The following is a 19,598-nucleotide window of genomic DNA, read 5'->3' as shown; positions in this document are numbered from 1 at the left end:
TTATGAACCTTCCTGATGTACTCCCTGTTGTCGATTTTTCCGAGGGGGTTTTTATGTCCCCTCGCGAACGCCTTTTTGTTCTTCCTGGATTACTGGCAGGTAAGGCCGGCACCCTTTCAGCCCCCGGCGGGACAGGGAAAAGTTTTTTGCTACTGGAGATGGCGATGTCTGTCGCATCAGGCCAGACACTCATCCCGGGGCTCACGCCGATGGTACCGGGCCCTGTGCGCTATTTATCTTTTGAAGAGGACTATGATGATATTCACAACCGCTTGGTGTCACTTTTTTTGGAATTCGTTGACCTGACCACGCCTCCCGTAGAAACCTTTTTTCCGTCCCCACTCGAGGGGGCAAGTTTACCTTTAATAAGAAGGGGCGGTGTGGAAAATTCTGAGGCAAAAGCCTGGCTGGAGCGGCAGTGCGAGGGAATGCGACTGGTCATACTGGATCCGCTGAGTCGCTTGCACGAAGCCAATGAAAATGACAATGGTGAAATGAAACGACTCCTCTGGGTTCTCGGAGAAGTTGCTGGGAGGACGAGGTGCGCTATTCTGGTGGCGCATCACACCAGTAAGGCGGCCGTACTCAATGGTGCGGGTGCCAGTCAGCAGTCTCCCAGAGGGGCAAGCAGCATCGTAGACGATGGGCGGTGCACTATGACCCTGAGCAGGGTACCCGCAGCGGACGACTTGGGGATTCCTGAGGATAACCCCCTCGCCCTAACTTGGGTTAAGGTCAACGGGTGTCGGCTCCCGGACCCTGTGCTTCTGCACAGGACCCGCACAGGTATTCTTGTGGCGGCGGAGGACAAGAAGGGAGGAATGTACCGGTGACGAAGGATAACTGTGTCGTACAGGTACCCCAGCCCTTAGTCCATTTTCCGCCTTTTTTCCCGGTGCAGGTACCTGCCAAGGGTTTTGACCTAAAAAAAATCAATGACTACGGAGACATTATCAGCGTGTCTGCCCCTGAAACTCCTCGCGTGAGGGAGTTACTGGTGTTCTTGGCAGCTTTGACGTTTGTCCAGGCCGATGATGTTGAAACTGACGGGACCCGAGTCACACTGACCATACACGGCAAAGAGTGGCGCAGACGCGCCGGATTTGGTCGTACGAAACAGGACAGGGCTGCGTGGGAGCGGGCAATTAAAATTCTGACAGGTGTGCAGTATGACATAGAAGTAGATGGTGCTCGCGGGGATGGCCGGAAATATAAACAGCGTCGTAAACCACTGCCGTTTCGTCGTGTGATTCTAACTGGAATTTTTAATGATGTTACGTTTCAAAAGCACGAAGACACGGTTACCCTTTCAATTCTTGCCGACTTTGTAAAAGGCTTGGATGTGACTGGTCTAAGGATTTCCCTAACCCATCTGCTATCCCTGCGAGGGAACATTGCCAGACTACTGGCGTACACTCTTTATGGCAGACAGGCCTGGGTGGGGACTTGGCAGCAGCTGGGAAAGCTCGCAGAAATTGACGGCTGGGAAGCAAGCTGGAAGCAAAAGCAGGCACTAAAAAAAACGTTGATTGAGCTAGCTTCTGGAGGTTTTAGGGTAGAGGTTGGAGAAGAACAGATAAAAATTTCACGTAAAAAAGGGAGTCTAGGAGCAATTTTTGAGGTGTAGATTTCTGGTAGAAAAGAGTAGAATTCTGGTAGAAAAGAGTAGAATTCTGGTATGTTAAAGCGATGCGAATTGTTGGTATTACACGTTTTGAACGAGTATAAAATGTGCTTAAGTCTTAAAGACTTAAAGAAAGGAAAGCAAAACCAGGGGCATTAGATACCCCTGGTTTTTTTATGAAAAAGGAAAAACTGGAGCTCACGCACACGTCCGCCCTCCCCGCCCCCCCCCCACAGGGGGGCGGGTGATAAGGGCAAAGGAACCTCTTGAATTCCTTGCCCGGAGGGCTTCCCCCCTCAAGTAGCTGTGAGTACAGGGACGGAGGCGCTCGGCCACAGGCGGAGCTGAAGAGCGAAGCCAAGGCCGGGCTGTAGCCTCCGCTCTTCTCCTCCCTTTGTTGCATCCAGACAGATTTTTAAAGATTTTTCGTGTGGATGCAACAAACAGATCTGAGCAGAGTCCTAACCATAGATTTTGGCCATCGCGGCGCAAGAGTGTCCGAGGCGGTCTGCGACGGGCCGATAAAACCCCTCAATGTACTTTTGTGAGTTTCTCCAATCCCGCCCGTACAGGTGTCGGCGCCAGTCCGGGCCGTACTTGGCCCGGAGCTCGGCCACTCGATTCTTTTTGAGCTCCCCGGCAAACTGATGGCGCAGGCTGTGTAAATCCCAACCGCTGTCTCTGTTCAGTCCCTCCTTAACCCTCGCCCGATGCCAGGCACTCCGTAGTGCGTGAGCAGAAAACGGGGCGGGGTGTGCCCCTCTCCGGTGGAGGATGCCGGCGAGCACGGCTCCATCCGCTGAGCACTCGGGAACCACCCACGAGCGCACCGTCTGGCCCGTTTTTTTGCGCCTCGCTCCGGTTTTCGCGGAGGTGATAGATACGCGGATGCCCTCCGGTGTCCGCTCCAAGCGTAGGCTGGCCGCCTCGCTGCTGCGAGCTCCCGTGTGGCGCAGGGCCAAAATCGCATCCTGATGCTGGGGGGGGAGGTGTAATAGTAGCCGGCTAAAAACTCTTTCACTCTGCTTAGCCCTGCGGGCCTCGGTGACTGCCGTACTGCGGCGCGACGGAGTCTTGTCCAGCAAACGGCAGAGCTCTCCGTACTGCGGCAAGGCCTGAATGAGCGCACCGGCACCCGGGGCTTTTTTTTCGAGTAAGCGCAGAACCACAGCTCTTCGACGTTTATACGTCGAAAGAGAAAACTCTCTGGCACTCTGGATGAGGTATAAAACCAAATCCCACCCTGTGGAAAGTCTTTTCTTTCTGAGCTCCCGCAAAACCTGTTTCTCCAGTCGGTGGTAATCCTCCTGAGACCGGGGTGACAACTTTTTTTCATCTTTTACGACTGGAGCCGGAAACGGCGATATAGCCCGCTTTTCGGGGTGAAAAAAATTCTCTCTGGTCCGCTCCAACACTTTCATCGTTGCCTCGTCTACGGGAACAGAAACGGAAATGGGGGGAAGTGGTTTTTGAAGGGTCGGTGTTGATTGCTCCTGCATAGGCTTAGGTGCGGAAGCCGTCCGCTCCCGGCGGGGAGCACAACTGAAACGTGAGGGGCGGTGAGGGCCCATTCCGGGGGGAATGGCGGTAACGGCCCGCTCGTGTGCAGGTACCGGGGCAGCGTCGGGGACCCCGGCCTGCCTTTCCAGCTGCTGGCGGGCCTCTCGCGCGGCCCTTTCGTCGGCATAGCGGTACAACTCCTGCACCAGACGGTACGGCTCCTCACTTTCCCTTTTTTGCCACCACTCATCTGAAAGAGTATTTGCCACAGCGAGGGCCGCTCTGCCCTTTTCGCTGGCGTGAAGAAAATTTGTACTAAGGTCCTCAAAAACAGCTCTTTTATTTTCTTCCCACACCGGGAAGAAAATTTCTTCCTTCCGCTCTGAAGTTTGTTCTATGCCGATTTGTTCTATGAAAATATCCATTTTATCACCCCGCTTTTAGTGTAGCGGTCGCGGGATGACCAAACCCAAACCCAAAACAAAAGTCGACCCTCCCCGGCGTCCCGCGGGGAGTCGCCCCCTCCGGGGGCTCTGCCCTGACTCGCTCCGCTTTTCAGGGCGGGTTCGCGTCCCCCCTCCTCCTGGCCCCAGAGGCCGGAGGGGGCACTCGAACCCTTTCAGGTCAAAATCCACCCCCGGAGCCGCACCCACCCAACCCCCTCTCCCTTAGGTGGTTCGCAGGAAGTTTTTTTGTTTTGCCGCCTCGCCGCAGATAACCTAAAGAAAAAAACGGGAGGCAATACTCTATGGACAGTAGAAATTTGAGACTTCAAGCGTGGCATCGACAGGAGTCGTGTTTGTCGGCTCCACAGTACCGGTTGACGGCAGTGGACCGGGACGCGGTGAGGGTGAGGGAGCTGAACCGGCGCTGGAATGAACGGCATCCGGAAAGGCCCCGCTCAGAGGACGATCCGCACGTAATCAACTTGTGCAAGCGACCAGGTGAGGACGAAGTTCTGTGGAGAGCTGAGGATGTGGTGAAAAATTTCCCTACTCTACAGTACCGGAATGTGGAGAGGTATGACGTATACGTTGCGCCAATTGACAGCCAATTTCACTACCTACTCTTGGATGATCTTACAGCCAGCGGAGTCGAGTATATCAAAACCCGTTACTCCCCCTGTCTCGTGCAGACGAGTTCTCAAGACAATTTCCAGGTTATCCTTAAAGCACCCAAAACAGAAGTTTCTCCCGCTGAGCAGAGCGCCGCAAATTTCCTGCTACAGCGACTAAACTGCCTACCGGACGGGTGCGGCGGTGACCGGGGCATTTCTGGCGCCATCCACCCCTTTCGGGTGTGCGGCTTTCAGAACAAAAAAACTGGGAGGGGGGATTTTTTGACTAAAATCGAGCTCTATCGTCCCGGTGCGGTATGCCCCGTTGCCACGGCAGAGCTTGAAGAGTGTCGAGAAACTATCAGGGTACGGCCTCCTCGTGTGCAGCCGGAGAGGACGAGGGAGGAACCGGAAAGAGTCGATTTCGGTGTCCCCACGCCCCTGGACGAAGTTTTTTTGAGGGAATGGAGAAAACAAAGCGCTTGGTCCACAGCACTAGTTTTTCGCGGGGTTTACCCCAACAGGGACGATAGCACAATTGATTACAGGGTGTGTAAAAAACTTTTGAGGCAGGGTTTTTCCCCGGAGGATCTCGTTGGGCCTTTCGCCCGTTGCAGCCCCAGAGTGGCAGAGCGGCATCCGAACCTGAAGTCCTATATCTGGACCACGCTTGATTCGGCTCTCAGTGATGAACCGGAAGTGAAACTTTAATTTTCTGCCCTTATGACCCGCCCCCCTTGGAGGGGGAGGCGGGCGGGCGGCAGTGTGCTTGCTTTTTTAACGTTCAATTCCTTGACCTCTGGGTATAATTTTGCCATAATGTCAAAAAATATCCCAGAGGGGAGGGGTGTGTTTGAATTACTTCGCAGAACTGGTCATAAAAACTGGTTTATCCCAACAGTCAATCTCCGAGCTTGTTGGTTATTCTCCAAGGACAGTTCATCGATGGTTTCGGGGGGAAATAAAACCGAGAGAGAGTGCAGTCAAAATCTTGGAATCCCGTGTTGCTCGTGAAAAAAACATACTTGAGCAGACAAGCTTCACGTTTATAGATCTTTTCGCAGGGATTGGGGGCTTAAGGAAAGGTTTTGAAGTACTCGGAGGAAAATGTGTTTTTACAAGCGAATGGGATGAATATGCCCAGAAAACATATAAGGCAAACTTTGAATGTGACCACCCTGTTAACGGGGATATTACCAAAATTGATGCAAAAGAAATTCCTGAGCACGATATTTTGCTTGCAGGTTTTCCCTGCCAGCCTTTTTCCATTGCTGGAGTAAGCAAGAAAAACTCGCTCCACAGGCCTCACGGTTTCAACTGTGAAACGCAGGGAACGCTATTTTTCGATGTCGCTCGTATATTGGCGTATCACCGTCCCAGAGCCTTTCTGCTCGAAAACGTCAAAAATCTCGTGAATCACGACAAAGGCCGAACTTTTAAAATCATACGTGACACCCTGTCAAATGACTTGGGCTATCACGTTCAATTTCGTGTCATTGACGCGAAACCCTGGGTTCCACAGCACCGGGAACGTATTTTTATTGCTGGCTTCAGAGACACAACCGATTTTTCCTTTAACAGCCTGAGTATCCCGGATGCTACTGAAGGACCGAAACTGGATGCAATCCTGCATCCCGAGGACGGCACTGAGGATTACTCTGCTAACAGTCAATTTATCGATAAGTCCGGCAGGGTCTTGCCCAAATACACCCTTTCAGACCACTTGTGGCAGTACCTTCAAGATTACGCAAGAAAACATCGTGAGAAAGGTAATGGATTTGGCTATTCCCTGGTTGGCAGAGACGATATTTCAAGGACTCTTTCTGCAAGGTACCACAAAGATGGTTCCGAAATTTTGATAATGCAAAGCGGTAAAAACCCGAGAAGACTCACCCCACGGGAATGTTCGCGTTTGATGGGATTTGACAAACCGGGTGAAAGTAAATTCCTCATCCCCGTTTCGGACACCAGGGCTTACAGGCAGTTTGGCAATGCCGTCGTAGTCCCTGTGGTAGAGACAGTTGCCAGGCATATGCTTCCGTGGATTCTGAATTCCGAAGGTCACCCGGTTATGTTGCGTCAGCTCTCTCTGGAGGGGTTTCCGGTTGGTTGATATAGTATCAAAAGAAAAGCGAAGCCAGATGATGTCGGGTATCCGTTCTGTGGATACCCGACCGGAGCTTTTTGTCCGGAAGGCTCTGCACGCAAAAGGCTTTCGTTACAGTTTGCATAGCACCAAGCTTCCCGGAAAGCCAGATTTAGTGTTTCCCAGGTTTCGTGGAGTAATTTTTGTCAGCGGTTGTTTTTGGCACGGTCATAACTGTCATCTGTTCAAACTGCCTTCAACAAGACGAGACTTCTGGGAGAAAAAAATCCAGAAAAATCGCGAACGAGATGAACTTGCAGTTTCTCAGCTTCGGCATCTTGGGTGGCGTGTCCTAATTGTTTGGGAATGTGCTTTGAAAGGAAAATTCAAACAGAATCCCGAACGCATAATTGAGGAAATATCATCCTGGTTGTATGGAAACGATTGTTTGAAAGTCTTAAGGGGGCGACGGGATGCAGATCACGATTAATGACTGGATAGAGGATTTTTCGGGAAGTGGTTGGGTTTGGTACCTCAAACGCCTCTCCGGTAATGATACTCTCGCAAACGGTTCCCACCAAGCTGGTCCGTATATGCCAAAAGATTTGCTTTTCTTGGTTTTTCCCTCACTCAACCGTCCAGAAATTCGCAATCCGGATGTTTTGTTCAATATAGTAGTTGATTCTCATTCTGATTTTCGCGAAGTTCGTGCTGTCTGGTACAACAACAGGCTCCATAGTCTTTCGGGAACGCGAAATGAAGCCCGCTTAACAGGCTTTGGAGGGAGTGAGTCGGCTCTTCTTGACCCGGAAAATACAGGAGCTCTGACGGCATTCGCTTTTTTACCTGAGGGAAAAAACAACTCAAGAGAATGCCACATCTGGGTCTGCCGGGATGCTCTCGAAGAAGAGTATTTGGAGGATATTACTGGACCGATTGAACCAGGGAAAGGAAAAATATGGACTTCCGACTCGCTCTTCAAGAGAGAGGGAGAAGATGTCTCAAGGACGTCCTGCCGTCTGATGCCTGAAGAAATACCAGTTCAGTGGTATTCAAAGTATCCCGCTGGCAATGAGGTTATTGCAAAAACTATTGAAATGCGCCCCTTTGACGGACAGAGGTTGTCACCTGATAATAGGCTGATTAGGAGGAGGAGATGCGAGTACGAGATTTACCAGTCCTTGGAAGAGGCTGTAGAATTACCTCTGATTAAAAAAGGTTTTAATTCGATTGAATCCTTTATCAGCCTTGCACAAACTATCTTGCAGCGCAGAAAGTCACGCTCTGGTCATTCCTTGGAGCTCCATACGAGAAATATTCTGATAGAAGAGAATTTTATAGAAGGTATTCATTTTTCTTTTCAGCCGGAGTCAGAGGATGGGAAGACCCCCGATTTCCTTTTTCCTTCCGAGCTTGCCTACAAGAATCCCAGCTTTCCTGACACGAAATTACGAATGCTTGCACTAAAAACGACTTGCAAGGACAGATGGCGACAGATACTGAACGAGGCAGACAGAATAAAGGAGAAACACCTGCTGACATTGCAGGAGGGGGTTTCGGAGAATCAATTTAAAGAAATGATTTTGTCAAATGTCCGGCTTGTTGTCCCTTCCCCTTTGGTGTCTCACTACCCCCAAGGCATCAGACAGCATCTTGTTTCGCTCGAAAGTTTCATTGGCGATTTGCGCCTCCTTGCAATTTAGCTCCAACGCAGATCAAGACTCAAGCTATCAGTTGCTAAGAATAAAGTGATGAAAGCTTTGCTACAGCTTTCTCAAGATGCTGTGGCGCAAGGTGAGAGTACACAAGAGTCATTTTTAAGCTTTCGTGACACATTAGCTCTTTAATTACTAGTATGTCAACGCCTTGCATCGCTAGCTGAGAGCCAAAATCGTGTCTCATATCGTGCCATCTAAACCCTCCGATTCCGGCCCTTTTTAAGAGAGTTTTCCACGGATTTTTGACGTCTCCCAAGTGTCCGTCGCGGGTGTCTCCGGGGAAAACATAACCTTCAGCGGCTTGTGGTGCGGACCGGTTTCTCCAGTCGATTAAAGCCTCAAGGGCAATGGGGTTGAGCGGTACTATTTTGGTTTTGCCGCCCTTCATAATTTGGGCTGGTAGAGTTAGGGTTTTGTTATTCCAGTCTACATACTCCCAGCGCAATTTTAGTAAAGTCCCTTTTCGAATGCCGCTGTTGAGGCTCAGAAGAACTGCACACCTGAGGTAGTCCTTTTCCTCGCTATCTCTCTTTTCCAAGGCTTGAAGTAATTTTTCACGTTCTTCTGGTGTGAGGTACCTCACTCTGCCGTTATCTCCTTCTTTCAGCATTTCGACGGTTCCCCTCAATGGGTTTGTGTTTATATGTCCCTCTCGCACGGCCCAAGAAAGCATTCCCTTTAGAAGGGCTACTCTCCTATTGATGGTTTTGGGGCTTATTTCGGGTTTTAAAAGCGTGAGAGTTTGTTTCCATCGTGTGATATCAGCAGGAGATAAATCTTCGGCTATGGTAGGAAAAAGTGGCTCAAAACTCTTCAGCATTGTAACCGATTGCCTGATACTCTTTCGGTGGAGTTTCATCCAAGGGATGTACTTATTCACTACCTCCTCTAGGGTTAACCGGCTGCGCATTTTCTTTTCTGCCTGAACAGGGTCCTCTTTTGTTAGAATTACTGTTGCGACAAAGTTTTTTGCGTACTCCCTAGCCTGTGCCACAGTGAGTTGTTCCTGTGGTGCAATTTTTTTGCGAACCCGGCAATGTGTCACTGGATGGCGGTAGTAGACATACCAGGTTTTTACGCCCGAAGGTTCTATTCGCAGGTAGAGTGAGGGGATTTTATCATCAGGGGTGTCATACCGCATTTTTTTGGCTTTCATTTTACTGATGCCCGTTTCCGTAAAATTCATCTTTTCCCTCTTTTCTCGTGTGTCACCCGTGTGTCAGCAGGATAATACAACCATAGCAAAATAAAAACAACAAAAACACACTGTAATCATAAAATGTCTATTTCACTGGCGATGCTTTTTATTTATGCTTGCAAATAGTAGCTTTTGGAGCTGTGGTTTTACACTCGTAATGCGCAGGTCGGCGGTTCGAGTCCGCCCGCCGGCTCCAGAGTTAGCAAGGGATTCCAAGATTCTTGGAAACGCCCTTTTTAATATTTCATAAGTATGTTCCCCATGTGAGCCCTTTCGCCCTTGTAAGTCCTCTGCCGATCCGAAGCATATTGAAGACGCCATCGCATTTCGCTGAAAAAGCGCCTCCAGAAGTATACTCAGCCAATCGAATTTATTGCCGCCGTTTTTGTTGGAAATGGGAAAAACGGACAAATTTACCGCACTATTATCGAAAAAGAATCTCCCGGTTCTCCTGCCAGGAACACCAGGCTTCCCCCGGGTACGGAGATTTCGCTGCTGTCTACAATGCTATCGTAAACTTTCTCTACCTGCCGTCCGGGAAAAACGATCACCCTGCCATTTGCGGGCTTTTCGATGGACATAATTCCTCCTTGTTCGACTTTCCTCCATTCGTTTTCGCCCTCAGATCCGATCACTATGGTATTTCCCCCTGGTACTAGCGTTCCTGCAATATCCTCCCCCGAATAGACGAACTGCATCGCCTTCAAACGGACAGCGCCGTCTTTCTTAAAAAGCCGGATATTGCACTGATCGCGAAAGCCTGTTGCGGCAATTGCTCCAAAGTCGGGGGTTTCCACCCTGTTTACTCCAAAGAATTTCACATACCCGGGGAGATCGCCGTACTCTTCAGATTTTACCAATAGGTCGTTAGGAAGCTGCACAAAGGGAGAGGCGTTGCGTATAAGCCAAAACCTGCCGTCCATTGCCACCGACAGACTTTTTGGTTTTTCTACCGGATCAATCTTCTGGAACATGGGAATATCTGCCCCGTACCGCGGGACTTCTTCCACGACAAGATAAACTGTCTTTTCTCCCGTGATAAAGTAATATCGGTAACCAGTTGCAAAATCATGAAATAAGCCTCCGTTGTGAACCAGTGAAAGAATCGGCTTCTGTTTATTCTCTTTCGACTCTCCGTCTTCCGAAGGAGAAGCGAGGGGATAGATGTTCAGCGTATGACTCTCATTGTCAAAGACCATACGAACAGCTTCTTGTGTGTTTACATAGAATCCTGCAAGTTTCAAAAACTCATCGGGAATGGGCTGTGGCTCTGGAGGTTTGACTGGAGAAACCGGTTTCGGTCCGGGAAGCCCCTTGTCCTTCATGAGCGCCTCCATAATACGGTGCGTAGCTTCCGCGGCGCCAGCTTGTCCGGAGTACGTCACTGCAACCGCCAGCCGCTCCTGTGGAAGGATTTGGAGATTGGTTGAATAGAACAAGGTCCCGCCGCTCTTACCCAGAACCTGGTATCCGTTCTCCCGGTAGGCTGGAAGGAGTGCATAATCCCAACCGAAGGCATCCAAAAGGGCATCCCCCTTCAATAAAGAAGAAAAGGGGGTGGGCTGTTCCTTCAGAACATCCTTTAGCGAGGAATCTGAAAGAATGTTCTTTCCACCGGGGGCAAAACTGTCTCCAAACCGGCAGAGGTCCTCCGGAGTGGAGGAGAGCCCGCCTGCGCCCAGCACCGTCACGACCTCGGGGGGATATTTATTTCCCTCTTCATCGTAGAATTCTGCAATCTTTCCTCCAGTAACGCCAACACTCTCGCCTGAGTTCCGCATTTCAAGGGGAGAAAATATCCTTTCGGTGACAAACGAAGCGAATGACTTTCCTGAAACACGCTCAACGATCATCTCGGCCAGGGTAAAACCGTCATTGCAGTAAATACTCATTTCACCTGGGGTGTGCTTGAGAACCGCATTCTTCAGTGTTTCAAGCAATAGGGTCTGGTGATCCTCGTCAGCCCTGTACCCAAAAACAAATGTGGAGCCAGGCAGGCCTGAAGAATGATTGAAAAGCATTCGTACCGTAATGTCTCGGTATCGGGGGTCCTTCATTACGAATTCAGGTATATGCTTTAACACGGGGTCTTCAAGGCTTAATTTACCATCATCTGCCAGCAGCAGAATTGCTACGGCAGCGAACATTTTGCTCGTCGAACCTATATTGAACCTGGTGTCTCTGTCCACGAGACGGTTAAGTGAGCGGTCTGCCGGTCCGAATCCCTCCGAATACACTATATTGCCCCTGTCCATCACTGCTACCGATGCGGAGTTTCCCCCTCCGGAGATAATAGTTTTCCATATTATTTCTCTTGCGGTCGAAACTGTGTTCGGGTAATTAAGAACATTGCCAGAACACGGCAAGATGAAGATGAAAAGAATTAATACAACACACGAAAGACTCATAAGAACAGGCAACACCTTACGGGTTTTCATTAATGTTTCCTCCCTTTCACACGTTTTATTGCTTCAAGTTTGAAATCCCGTGTGTAATATTTGCACCTCTCTAGTCTCCACTATATCGTCTCTTTGTACTGTCCATTAATTCGGGCTCTGCGATCAGGTATGCACTTAACCCGAGTTTTCGCATCAAGTGCTTTTTGTGATAGGATGTCTGTAGCAAACGTACCTTATTTTTCTCCACTCATTTCAACCTGGTACGCAGTAGGCCTTTTGCAGGTGTCTCCGTTAATTTAATTTTGACACCTTCCATGTATGTCGCATAATACAGCCAAAGTAAAATAAAAACAATGAAAGCGCAAGGCAATTAAAATCTGTCTATTTTACGTTAGGATTTTTAAGATGGCTTGCAAATAGCAACGTTCCGCGGCCTGTAATCGCACTTGTAATGCGCAGGTCGGCGGTTCGAATTTGCCCGCCGGCTCCAGGTCTACAGAGAGAATATAAAAGGCTTTGAGTCTTATTGCTGTTAGAGCAAAAGCCCAAAGCCTTTTATATTGCGCAACGGTATAATGGCACAGAATGAAAATATAAAAGGGGATTTCAAATGGCACTGAAAAAGCAGATACTATTTATTCGTCATGGACAAACAGATTGGAATAATGAGATGAGGTATCAGGGGCAAAGTGACGTGCCTCTCAATGCGGAAGGCATTGAGCAGGCTGATCGTGTTTCCCTTCGCCTGGCGGCATCCTTTGAAGCAGATCTTATCGTAACAAGCCCTTTGCTCAGAGCACGACGGACCGCAGAAATAATAGCAGCGCGGCAGAGCAGCAATGTGCTTCAAGTGCGTGAAGGCCTAAAGGAAATTGCTTTTGGCGAATGGGAAGGACTTTCTGTTTCAGAGGTTGAAGCGCGGTTTCCTGAAGAGCATAGCCAATGGAGAAAAGATCCTTCAACCCTTGTCCCAAGGAGCGGGGAATCTTTTAACGAGGTTCGCCAGCGAGTTGCGGAAATCCTTGATGAAATATTGAAAAGGGATGAAGAACGAATCCTTGTAATAGCCCACGGAGGTTCTATACGTACGGCCCTTGTTGAACTTCTAAAGGTCAGTTCTTCCCTAGTATGGCGTATGCGTCTCGATAATTGTTCTATTTCTTCCATACACGCTTACAGAAGTGTAATGATGCTTTCTTTTCTGAACGATGCTATGCATCTTTACGTACCGAGGGAAATCATTCAACAACTTCCCCTTTCTTCTTAGACAAGATAGAAACTAACTGGTAAAATTCCAATAGTTATGTCTGCATAAGGAGAGGAGGCTTTTTTTGAGCGGGAGATGGGATGAAGAACAGAACCAGTTACGTCTTTCTCCAGAGAAAGAAGAGATGCTTTGGGCCCGTTGTCATTTAGATGACGATGCCCGGGAGGAACTGATTATTTCTTATCGGCCTCTTGTTTTCTGGCTTGCTCAAAAATTCTATGTCTCTCCTTCACTCTACCCCGATTTAATTCAGGAAGGCATGGTTGCGCTTATTAAATCCGTAGATAAATTTGAGCCGGAGCGCCAGCTTAAATTTACCACCTATGCCTTTTACCGCATAAAAGGACAAATGGTTAATTTTCTCCAGAGAAGTGAGGCCAAGGCGCCTATTCCCATGGACGATGAAGACATGAGAATACAAGACAATTTTTCTTATGAGACCTACGATCTCCTTCTTACCCTTTCTCAGGAAATAAAGAATTTACCTGACCGTGAAGGGGAAATAGTAAGGGAGATGTTTTATAAAGGACGCGAGGCAAAAGAGGTTGCCGACAAACAGGATCTTGATATTAGCCACGTGTATCGTCTCAGACGAAATGCTGTAGCACGGCTTCGGAGTTGGATTTTCCCCGACCATACCACTAAGAAGACCTAGGAAGTGATAACTAAAGAGAGGGTTATAACGACGGCAGTGTCTTCAGGAGTGATGGCAGTATGGAAAAACGCATCGCAAGGGTTGTAAGATGGCTTGAAAGGTGTGTTTCTGCGTCAAAAAGCAAAGCGTGGCATAATGCGTTGACAGAAATGGAGTGTGCCAGGGCTGAGCTTGAAGAGGCAAGAAGGGAACTGTGGGAATTGGCTGCGGAAAATGAGCAGCCGAAAAGAAATATGTTTGTTGTTCATTTAAGTCGGGTTGCGGCCCTGGCTATATTTTTCCTGTGTGTCCTTTCTGTTCCCCTTTCGGCTCCCATAGGCAATAGTCAGAGAAACATTGTTATGAATAATGATGATCTTATATTGGAATGGATAACTTCTGATGAAAAAGCAGTTTTAGCAGGCTTGCGGAAAAGTCTGAGCGAAAGCAACCTTGAAGCTTTAAAAAGAGAGCAAAAAAACGAGTTGGAAAAAACTCCTTTGCCTTCCGCTACAACTGTGTCAAGTTTTAAACCTGTTCCTGTCCAGCCCAAAAAACAGATTTTTTTTGAACCTGAACAGCATGTTTTCCAGGATCAGAAAAAAAGCGATGAAAAACCTGTTGCCCTAGAACGTATTTTGACCCTTATGCAAATTGGGCAAAATGCCTTGCGAGAAGAAGGGCCTGCTATAATCATTAATAGACAATAAAAACTTCACCTTCCCGGAAGGAGAGATTACGTGTGAAACGGCCAGTTCTTATATCGATAATGTGTTTCTTTTTTATGATGTTCATGTCTCTAGGAGTTTGGGCTCAAGAGCCTCCTGTCGTTTCGCTGGATGTACGAGGTAATGAGCATGTGGTATCAGAGCACATCCTTTCGGCTACTGGAACGAAAATAGGCGAACCATTAAACCGTGATCAGCTTCAGAAAGATGTAGAGGCAATTTATGAGTTGGGCTTTTTTTCTTTTGTAGATGTGGATCTCGCCGTAGTGGAAGGTGGCGTTGGAGTTACCTATGTGGTGAAAGAAAACCCAGTTGTAGATAAAATTGAGTTCTCAGGCAATACTGTTTATAGCGATGAAGATCTGTTAAAACTAGTTTTCACTGCGCCGGGAGCTGTGTTTAACAGGGTCTTTTTCCGTCACGATCTGGAACGCATACAAGAAAAATATCAGAAAGATGGCTACGTCATGACTCGAATTGCCGATGTGCAGGTTGAGGGCGGCATTATTAATGTGCAGATTATGGAACCTATTGTAGGTGACATTATTATCCAGGGTAACACAAAGACGAAGAGCTACGTCATAGAGCGCCAGATCAAGGTTAAAAAAGGCGACCTTTTTAATGCCACTGTGCTTCGCCACTCCATTAACAAAATTCAGCAGATGGGCTTTTTTGAAGATGTGAACGTGGGCTTTGAACCTGGAGATACTCCCCTTGCTACAAATATTGTGGTAACGGTAGAAGAGAAAAAGACAGCTGCTGTTGGACTTTCCATAAGCCATGGCACTGAAAGCGGCTGGTCAGGCGGACTATCTTATGGAGACTCCAACTGGAGAGGAAAAGGGCACAATGCCGAAGTAGGTTTCGAAACGGGAGATAACGAGCAGTACTGGCTGACTTATACTGAGCCCTACATGGACGAAGTTTATTATGCCTGGAAAGTGGGCGCCTACAAGCGTGTATATGAGGAGCGAGGCTTTTACAGAGCGGGAGCAAAGCGCCTTGAATATGATGAGGAACGGGTAGGGCTCTATATTGGCGCCGGTAAAAAGTTCAGTTTTGATCCACGCCTAAGCTGGTATCTAACCCTTGATTGGCATGATGTTGATGTTTCTAATGTCATAAAACTGGCTGCCGGAACCCAGGAAGACCTTGATGACCTGACCACGGGAACCACCTTTGCCGTTATCGGAACATTGACCTGGAACACGTTAGATGAATACCTCAGTTATTCCAAAGGCCACATTATTGATTTAAGTGTTGAACATGCCCTGGATATGTTGGGCGCTGACTGGACCTACACTAAATATTGGGCCCAGGGCCGCTACTATATTCCTGTCATGGGATTAGGGGATTTTTTGGATTTCAATTTAGGGAAAGAAGACAATCCGCCCATTTTCGCTACCCGCGTCAAGGCCGGTTTTTCTTCCGGCGTCCTTCCTTCTGCTGAAAGGTATTCTGTAGGGGGATCGAACTCTCTTCGAGGATACGATGGCGGCGAGTTTGAGGGGGATGAAATGTTTCTTGCGAACGTAGAAGCCCGCATTCCTATAGAGAGTGCCTTTGGATTTGTGCTTTTTTACGATATAGGCAATGCGTGGCGTGGAGAAGACAACTTCAGTTTCTCAGATCTTCATGACTCATGGGGTGTGGGGGTAAGAGTGAAAACCCCCCTTGGGAACCTTCGTCTGGATTACGCACAGGGAGAAGATGAGAACAAGACCCACTTTGGTTTTGGAGAACTTTTCTAAGGGGTGAGATCGCCCATTATGACAAGAAGGAGCAGGGCTGTAGCCGCTGCGTTTCTGGCTGCGGCCCTTCTTTTTATGTCGCTCCCTCTTTACGGAGCCGTTCATATAGAGGGAATGCCGGCATGGATGGCAGAAAGCGCGGAAAAAAGCCTGAGTGCTGTCTGGGGGGAGATGGATACTTCCATCTCTTTGTCAGAGCGCTTTAAGATGCTTACTCTCGTTGCGGACCGATTGCTAACGGGGTACGTGTTCAGGTCGCCTCGTTATCGTAACAACCAGGTTGAAGTAAAAGCCCATGCTGAAGAAGCCCTGGCCTGGGAGGTGGAATTGCAAATGCCATCCCTTCCTTCCCCTGGCGATAAATGGTTTCAGGAGGATACCGTTTCTCTCCCAACCCTCATCCATTCCCGCATCGATGGGGTGCCCCTTGCTGCCTTGGCCTGGGCGGATACGGCATTGAAACGGGAGATACGAAGTCTGACAGAAACCCGTGCTCCAGGTTGGGATATTGCGGTTTTTGTGGAATTGCCGGCAAATGCCAAGTCAAACATCCTTAAAGTTTCCTTTCTTCCACAACAACCCTTTGTTCTGGCTGTAACCCCATCCGTTCAATCGGGATCCCTCCCTGTTGCATTTCAGTCTGATCTGAAAGATAATTTGCAGTCGGGCCTTTTTCCCATTGTAGGTCTGCCAGTAGAATGGGTTTCCCACCACAAGAACGATATTGAAAAACTGGCAGAAAAAGCCTTGGAAGACCGCAACATAGTGGTCAATTCAAAAGCCAAGGTTAGTGTAGATTTTCGCCCTGCGCAGATCTCACGAGCAGATGCTCTTGTAGAGAGTTCCCGGTTTACTGTTCAGGCGTGGGCAGCCGCCTACGGTGGAACGGATGATAAATACCCCGAGGTGGGACTTCACATAGGCAGAAAATCCCTTCCTGTAAGTGGCTGGGATGTTGAACTTTATGGCGAGTGGATTCTTTCCACCAATGATTTTGATCTTGAAAGTCGCTGGGGGGCGCGGTGGAAGGTTCATCCACGAATGCTCCTAGGGGCAGAACTGGCCTATCCTGGAGGAGAAGTATGGTGGAGATTCTGGTTTACTGGCAAGGTCAAGGAACCCTACGCATGGTGGCGGTTTAGTGAGGATAGTTACAGTAATTTTGGCGTAGGCTATCGAATAAACGAGTTTTTATCTATTGAATTGCATTATGACGAACGTGACGAAGATCAATGGAGTATTCGCGCGGTCGGCAACTTGTAAGGGGGCAGCAAAAGTGGACAAAATATCTGACACACCCATGACTCTTGGTCAGATTGCAGCATATATTGGAGGGAAAGTTATTGGGAACCCTCATATTTCAGTAAAGGGACTTGTTTCTCCCGAAAAAAGCGGAGAAAAGACCTTGAGTGTGGTCTGGGAAGAAAAAGAGCTGGGGATGCTGTCTGCAGAAGCTTTTTTAGCAGCCCCTGAAAAATTTTTTACAGAATCCCGACAAGGTATTGTCACAGAAAAACCCAGGGAAGCCTTTGCAAGGTTGCTTTATCTTTTTAAGATTCCCCAATCCTTCCCTTATGGGATTCATCCCTCAGCGGTGGTTTCTGAAAATGCTCGCATTGCAGATACGGCATATGTCGGGCCTCTTTGTGTTATAGAGGAAAATGCTGTAATTCATGACGAGGCTATTTTGGAAGCTCAGGTTTATGTGGGTGCGCGATGTTCTGTCGGAAAGGGTACGCATATTGAGCCCATGGCAGTGCTTTATGAGAATGTGACCATTGGAGAGAGGGGATTGATCCACAGTGGCGCCATTATAGGGTGCGACGGCTTCGGCATTATTCCATCCTCCCATCCTGATGAGCGCCCGCAGAAAGTGCCTCAGATCGGGGGGGTCGTTATAGACGATGATGTGGAAATAGGGGCTTGTACCACAATTGACAGAGGGACTCTCGACGATACGTATATAGGAAGAGGAACCAAAGTAGACGACCACGTCCATATTGCCCATAACGCTCGCATCGGTGATAATTGCATTGTTGTAGCCATGACGGGCATTGCGGGAAGCGCAGAGATCGGCGAGGGGGTTATATTGGCGGCTCGAAGCGGTGTGCGCGACCACGTTAAGATAGGGAATCGAGCTCAGGTAGCTGCCAATGGCGGAGTCATTAAAGATGTTCCTCCTGGTGAAATAGTATCAGGATTTCCCGCTCGTCCCCATAAAGAGCAATTCAGGGCCCAGGCCCTCTATCTTCGTCTGCCGGAACTTTTTTCGCGAATTAAGGCTTTGGAAAAAAGATTGGCAGAATCCGGGGAAGATTCTAAATGAGCTTTTTGCGCACCATAAAGACCCCTGTTTTTTTTCAAGGGACGGGTCTTCATTCCGGGGAACCGTGCAGGGCAGAAATAATTCCCTTTTACCATAAAAGGGGAATAGTTTTTGAAATTGGAGGCCGCCGCTACCCCTTGAGGGATGCAGTCTTTGAAGGAAGCGGCCGAGGGACGGAAATAATTTTCCCTGATAACACAGTAGTCAGGACCGTAGAACACCTTATGGCAGCCCTTTATGTTTTGGGTATTGGCCAGGCTTTGATCAGGATAAGTGGGCCTGAAATGCCTATTCTTGACGGCGGCTCCCTGACATTTGCGCAGAAGCTCAGCGAGGTGGAACTGGTAGAAACAGAGCATCACGAAGATCCGCTCTGCCTCTTTGTGCCTGTTGTAGAAAGAGATGAGACTCAAAAAAAGATCATCTGTGCATTGCCCGGTGAGGGTCTTTCTATTACCTATGTGATCGAATATGAAAATCCGGTCATCGGCACTGAAATCTATGACTTCAGGGTGACTGCGGAAGGTTTTTTAAAAGAGATAGCTCCATGCCGCACCTTTGCTCTTGAAGAGGAAATGGATACTCTAAAAAAGCGAGGGCTCGCAAAGGGAGGAAGTCTCGACAATGCGGTTCTTGTGACTTCACAAAAGGCGCTAAACAAAAGAGGCCTTTATTTTTCTGATGAATTCGTCCGTCACAAGATTCTTGACCTTATCGGCGATATAGCGTTGTTGGGGCGGCCTTTACATGCCCATATAGTGGCTATTCGAACGGGGCATGACATGCACCTTCGCCTCCTTCGCCGATTAAAACAATTAGAAAGCCGGCAACAATGAAAGGAGATAATATAATGATCGATATTGATAAAATTATGAAAGCCCTTCCACACCGCTATCCATTTCTTCTGGTAGACCGCATCTTGGAAGTAGGGGAAAATCGAGTGGTTGGCCTCAAAAATGTTTCAATTAACGAACCTTTCTTTACCGGCCACTTTCCTGACGAACCGGTGATGCCCGGTGTTCTTATTCTTGAAGCCATGGGGCAAGTGGCGGCCATGATGATCGTTTGCCGACCAAACATGCAAAATATGGTGACATACCTGACAGGAGTGGACAAGGCCCGTTTTCGCCGCCCTGTAAGACCTGGAGATCAGCTCATTACCACAGCTGAAATGGTCAAGTCGCGGGGGCTTATGGGAAAAGTGAAAGCAAGATCGGAAGTCGACGGAGAGCTTGCCGCAGAAGCGGAGTACAGCTTCTTCATGGCAGAGAGGCTTTCCAAGAAAGAAGCTATGGAGGAAAGGATTTAGC

The 19,598-nt window shown here is 48.5% G+C and carries 17 protein-coding genes and 1 pseudogene; 15 read left to right on the top strand and 3 right to left on the bottom strand.

Annotated elements, in window-relative coordinates:
• Positions 1–2: 2 nt before the first annotated feature.
• Together BUC50_RS07935 and BUC50_RS07930 are read left to right on the top strand one after the other, a co-directional pair.
• Entirely contained in the window at positions 3–833 is an 831-nt protein-coding gene (locus BUC50_RS07935; RefSeq protein WP_286677325.1) for a helicase RepA family protein, read from the top strand.
• Complete coding sequence (locus BUC50_RS07930; protein ID WP_286677324.1) at positions 830–1,627, top strand: hypothetical protein; 798 nt, start codon at positions 830–832, stop codon at positions 1,625–1,627. Before BUC50_RS07935 ends, BUC50_RS07930 begins: the two co-directional genes overlap by 4 nt.
• A 458-nt stretch (positions 1,628–2,085) precedes the next feature.
• Here BUC50_RS07930 and BUC50_RS07925 read toward each other — a convergent pair whose 3' ends face one another.
• Complete coding sequence (locus BUC50_RS07925; RefSeq protein WP_286677323.1) at positions 2,086–3,549, bottom strand: site-specific integrase; 1,464 nt, start codon at positions 3,547–3,549, stop codon at positions 2,086–2,088.
• 323 nt (positions 3,550–3,872) lie between these two features.
• On the opposite strand from BUC50_RS07925, the pseudogene BUC50_RS09670 reads away from it, so the two are divergent.
• The 5 genes and pseudogenes from BUC50_RS09670 to BUC50_RS07905 form a co-directional block, all read left to right on the top strand.
• A pseudogene (locus tag BUC50_RS09670) lies at positions 3,873–4,439 on the top strand (DNA-primase RepB domain-containing protein); the annotation flags it as partial.
• Positions 4,440–4,463: 24 nt separating this feature from the next.
• Positions 4,464–4,892 (top strand): hypothetical protein, encoded by a 429-nt coding sequence (locus BUC50_RS07920; RefSeq protein ID WP_286677322.1) that lies wholly within the window; start codon positions 4,464–4,466, stop codon positions 4,890–4,892.
• 142 nt (positions 4,893–5,034) lie between these two features.
• Positions 5,035–6,294, top strand: coding sequence for a DNA (cytosine-5-)-methyltransferase (gene dcm / locus BUC50_RS07915; protein ID WP_286677321.1), 1,260 nt, complete (start codon positions 5,035–5,037; stop codon positions 6,292–6,294).
• Positions 6,287–6,757, top strand: coding sequence for a very short patch repair endonuclease (locus BUC50_RS07910; protein ID WP_286677320.1), 471 nt, complete (start codon positions 6,287–6,289; stop codon positions 6,755–6,757). The genes dcm and BUC50_RS07910 overlap by 8 nt, the downstream gene beginning before the upstream one ends.
• Positions 6,741–7,970: a type II restriction endonuclease gene (locus BUC50_RS07905; protein ID WP_286677319.1), complete on the top strand. Its 1,230-nt coding sequence runs from the start codon at positions 6,741–6,743 to the stop codon at positions 7,968–7,970. The genes BUC50_RS07910 and BUC50_RS07905 overlap by 17 nt, the downstream gene beginning before the upstream one ends.
• 34 nt (positions 7,971–8,004) lie before the next feature.
• Here the strand turns inward: BUC50_RS07905 and BUC50_RS07900 are convergent, their stop codons facing one another.
• Positions 8,005–9,171 (bottom strand): site-specific integrase, encoded by a 1,167-nt coding sequence (locus BUC50_RS07900; protein ID WP_286677318.1) that lies wholly within the window; start codon positions 9,169–9,171, stop codon positions 8,005–8,007.
• Between the two features lie 425 nt (positions 9,172–9,596).
• Positions 9,597–11,621: a serine hydrolase domain-containing protein gene (locus tag BUC50_RS07895; protein WP_286677317.1), complete on the bottom strand. Its 2,025-nt coding sequence runs from the start codon at positions 11,619–11,621 to the stop codon at positions 9,597–9,599.
• A gap of 571 nt (positions 11,622–12,192) precedes the next feature.
• On the opposite strand from BUC50_RS07895, the gene cobC reads away from it, so the two are divergent.
• The 8 genes from cobC to fabZ all read left to right on the top strand — a co-directional run bounded on the left by cobC (position 12,193) and on the right by fabZ (position 19,597).
• The gene (gene cobC / locus BUC50_RS07890) at positions 12,193–12,849 is read left to right on the top strand and encodes an alpha-ribazole phosphatase (protein WP_286677316.1); all 657 of its coding nucleotides are present in this window, start codon (positions 12,193–12,195) and stop codon (positions 12,847–12,849) included.
• A 64-nt stretch (positions 12,850–12,913) separates the two neighbouring features.
• Positions 12,914–13,504, top strand: coding sequence for a sigma-70 family RNA polymerase sigma factor (locus BUC50_RS07885; protein ID WP_013048889.1), 591 nt, complete (start codon positions 12,914–12,916; stop codon positions 13,502–13,504).
• A 59-nt stretch (positions 13,505–13,563) separates the two neighbouring features.
• Complete coding sequence (locus BUC50_RS07880; RefSeq protein ID WP_286677315.1) at positions 13,564–14,193, top strand: hypothetical protein; 630 nt, start codon at positions 13,564–13,566, stop codon at positions 14,191–14,193.
• Positions 14,194–14,225: 32 nt separating this feature from the next.
• Positions 14,226–15,962 (top strand): BamA/OMP85 family outer membrane protein, encoded by a 1,737-nt coding sequence (locus BUC50_RS07875; protein WP_286677314.1) that lies wholly within the window; start codon positions 14,226–14,228, stop codon positions 15,960–15,962.
• Positions 15,963–15,980: 18 nt separating this feature from the next.
• A complete protein-coding gene (locus BUC50_RS07870; protein WP_286677313.1) occupies positions 15,981–17,225 on the top strand; it encodes a hypothetical protein in 1,245 nt (414 codons plus the stop codon).
• 13 nt (positions 17,226–17,238) lie between these two features.
• Complete coding sequence (gene lpxD, locus BUC50_RS07865; RefSeq protein WP_286677312.1) at positions 17,239–18,288, top strand: UDP-3-O-(3-hydroxymyristoyl)glucosamine N-acyltransferase; 1,050 nt, start codon at positions 17,239–17,241, stop codon at positions 18,286–18,288.
• Positions 18,285–19,124 carry a UDP-3-O-acyl-N-acetylglucosamine deacetylase gene (gene lpxC / locus BUC50_RS07860; RefSeq protein WP_013048884.1) on the top strand — a complete coding sequence of 280 codons (840 nt, stop codon included), beginning with the start codon at positions 18,285–18,287 and terminating at the stop codon, positions 19,122–19,124. Before lpxD ends, lpxC begins: the two co-directional genes overlap by 4 nt.
• A gap of 14 nt (positions 19,125–19,138) precedes the next feature.
• A complete protein-coding gene (fabZ, locus tag BUC50_RS07855; protein ID WP_273015418.1) occupies positions 19,139–19,597 on the top strand; it encodes a 3-hydroxyacyl-ACP dehydratase FabZ in 459 nt (152 codons plus the stop codon).
• The last annotated feature ends 1 nt before the right edge of the window (position 19,598 follow it).

Source organism: Aminobacterium sp. EBM-42 (genome assembly GCF_001896635.1).
In the GTDB taxonomy this organism is placed as follows: domain Bacteria; phylum Synergistota; class Synergistia; order Synergistales; family Aminobacteriaceae; genus Aminobacterium; species Aminobacterium colombiense.
This window is presented reverse-complemented; position numbering and strand designations above follow the sequence as displayed.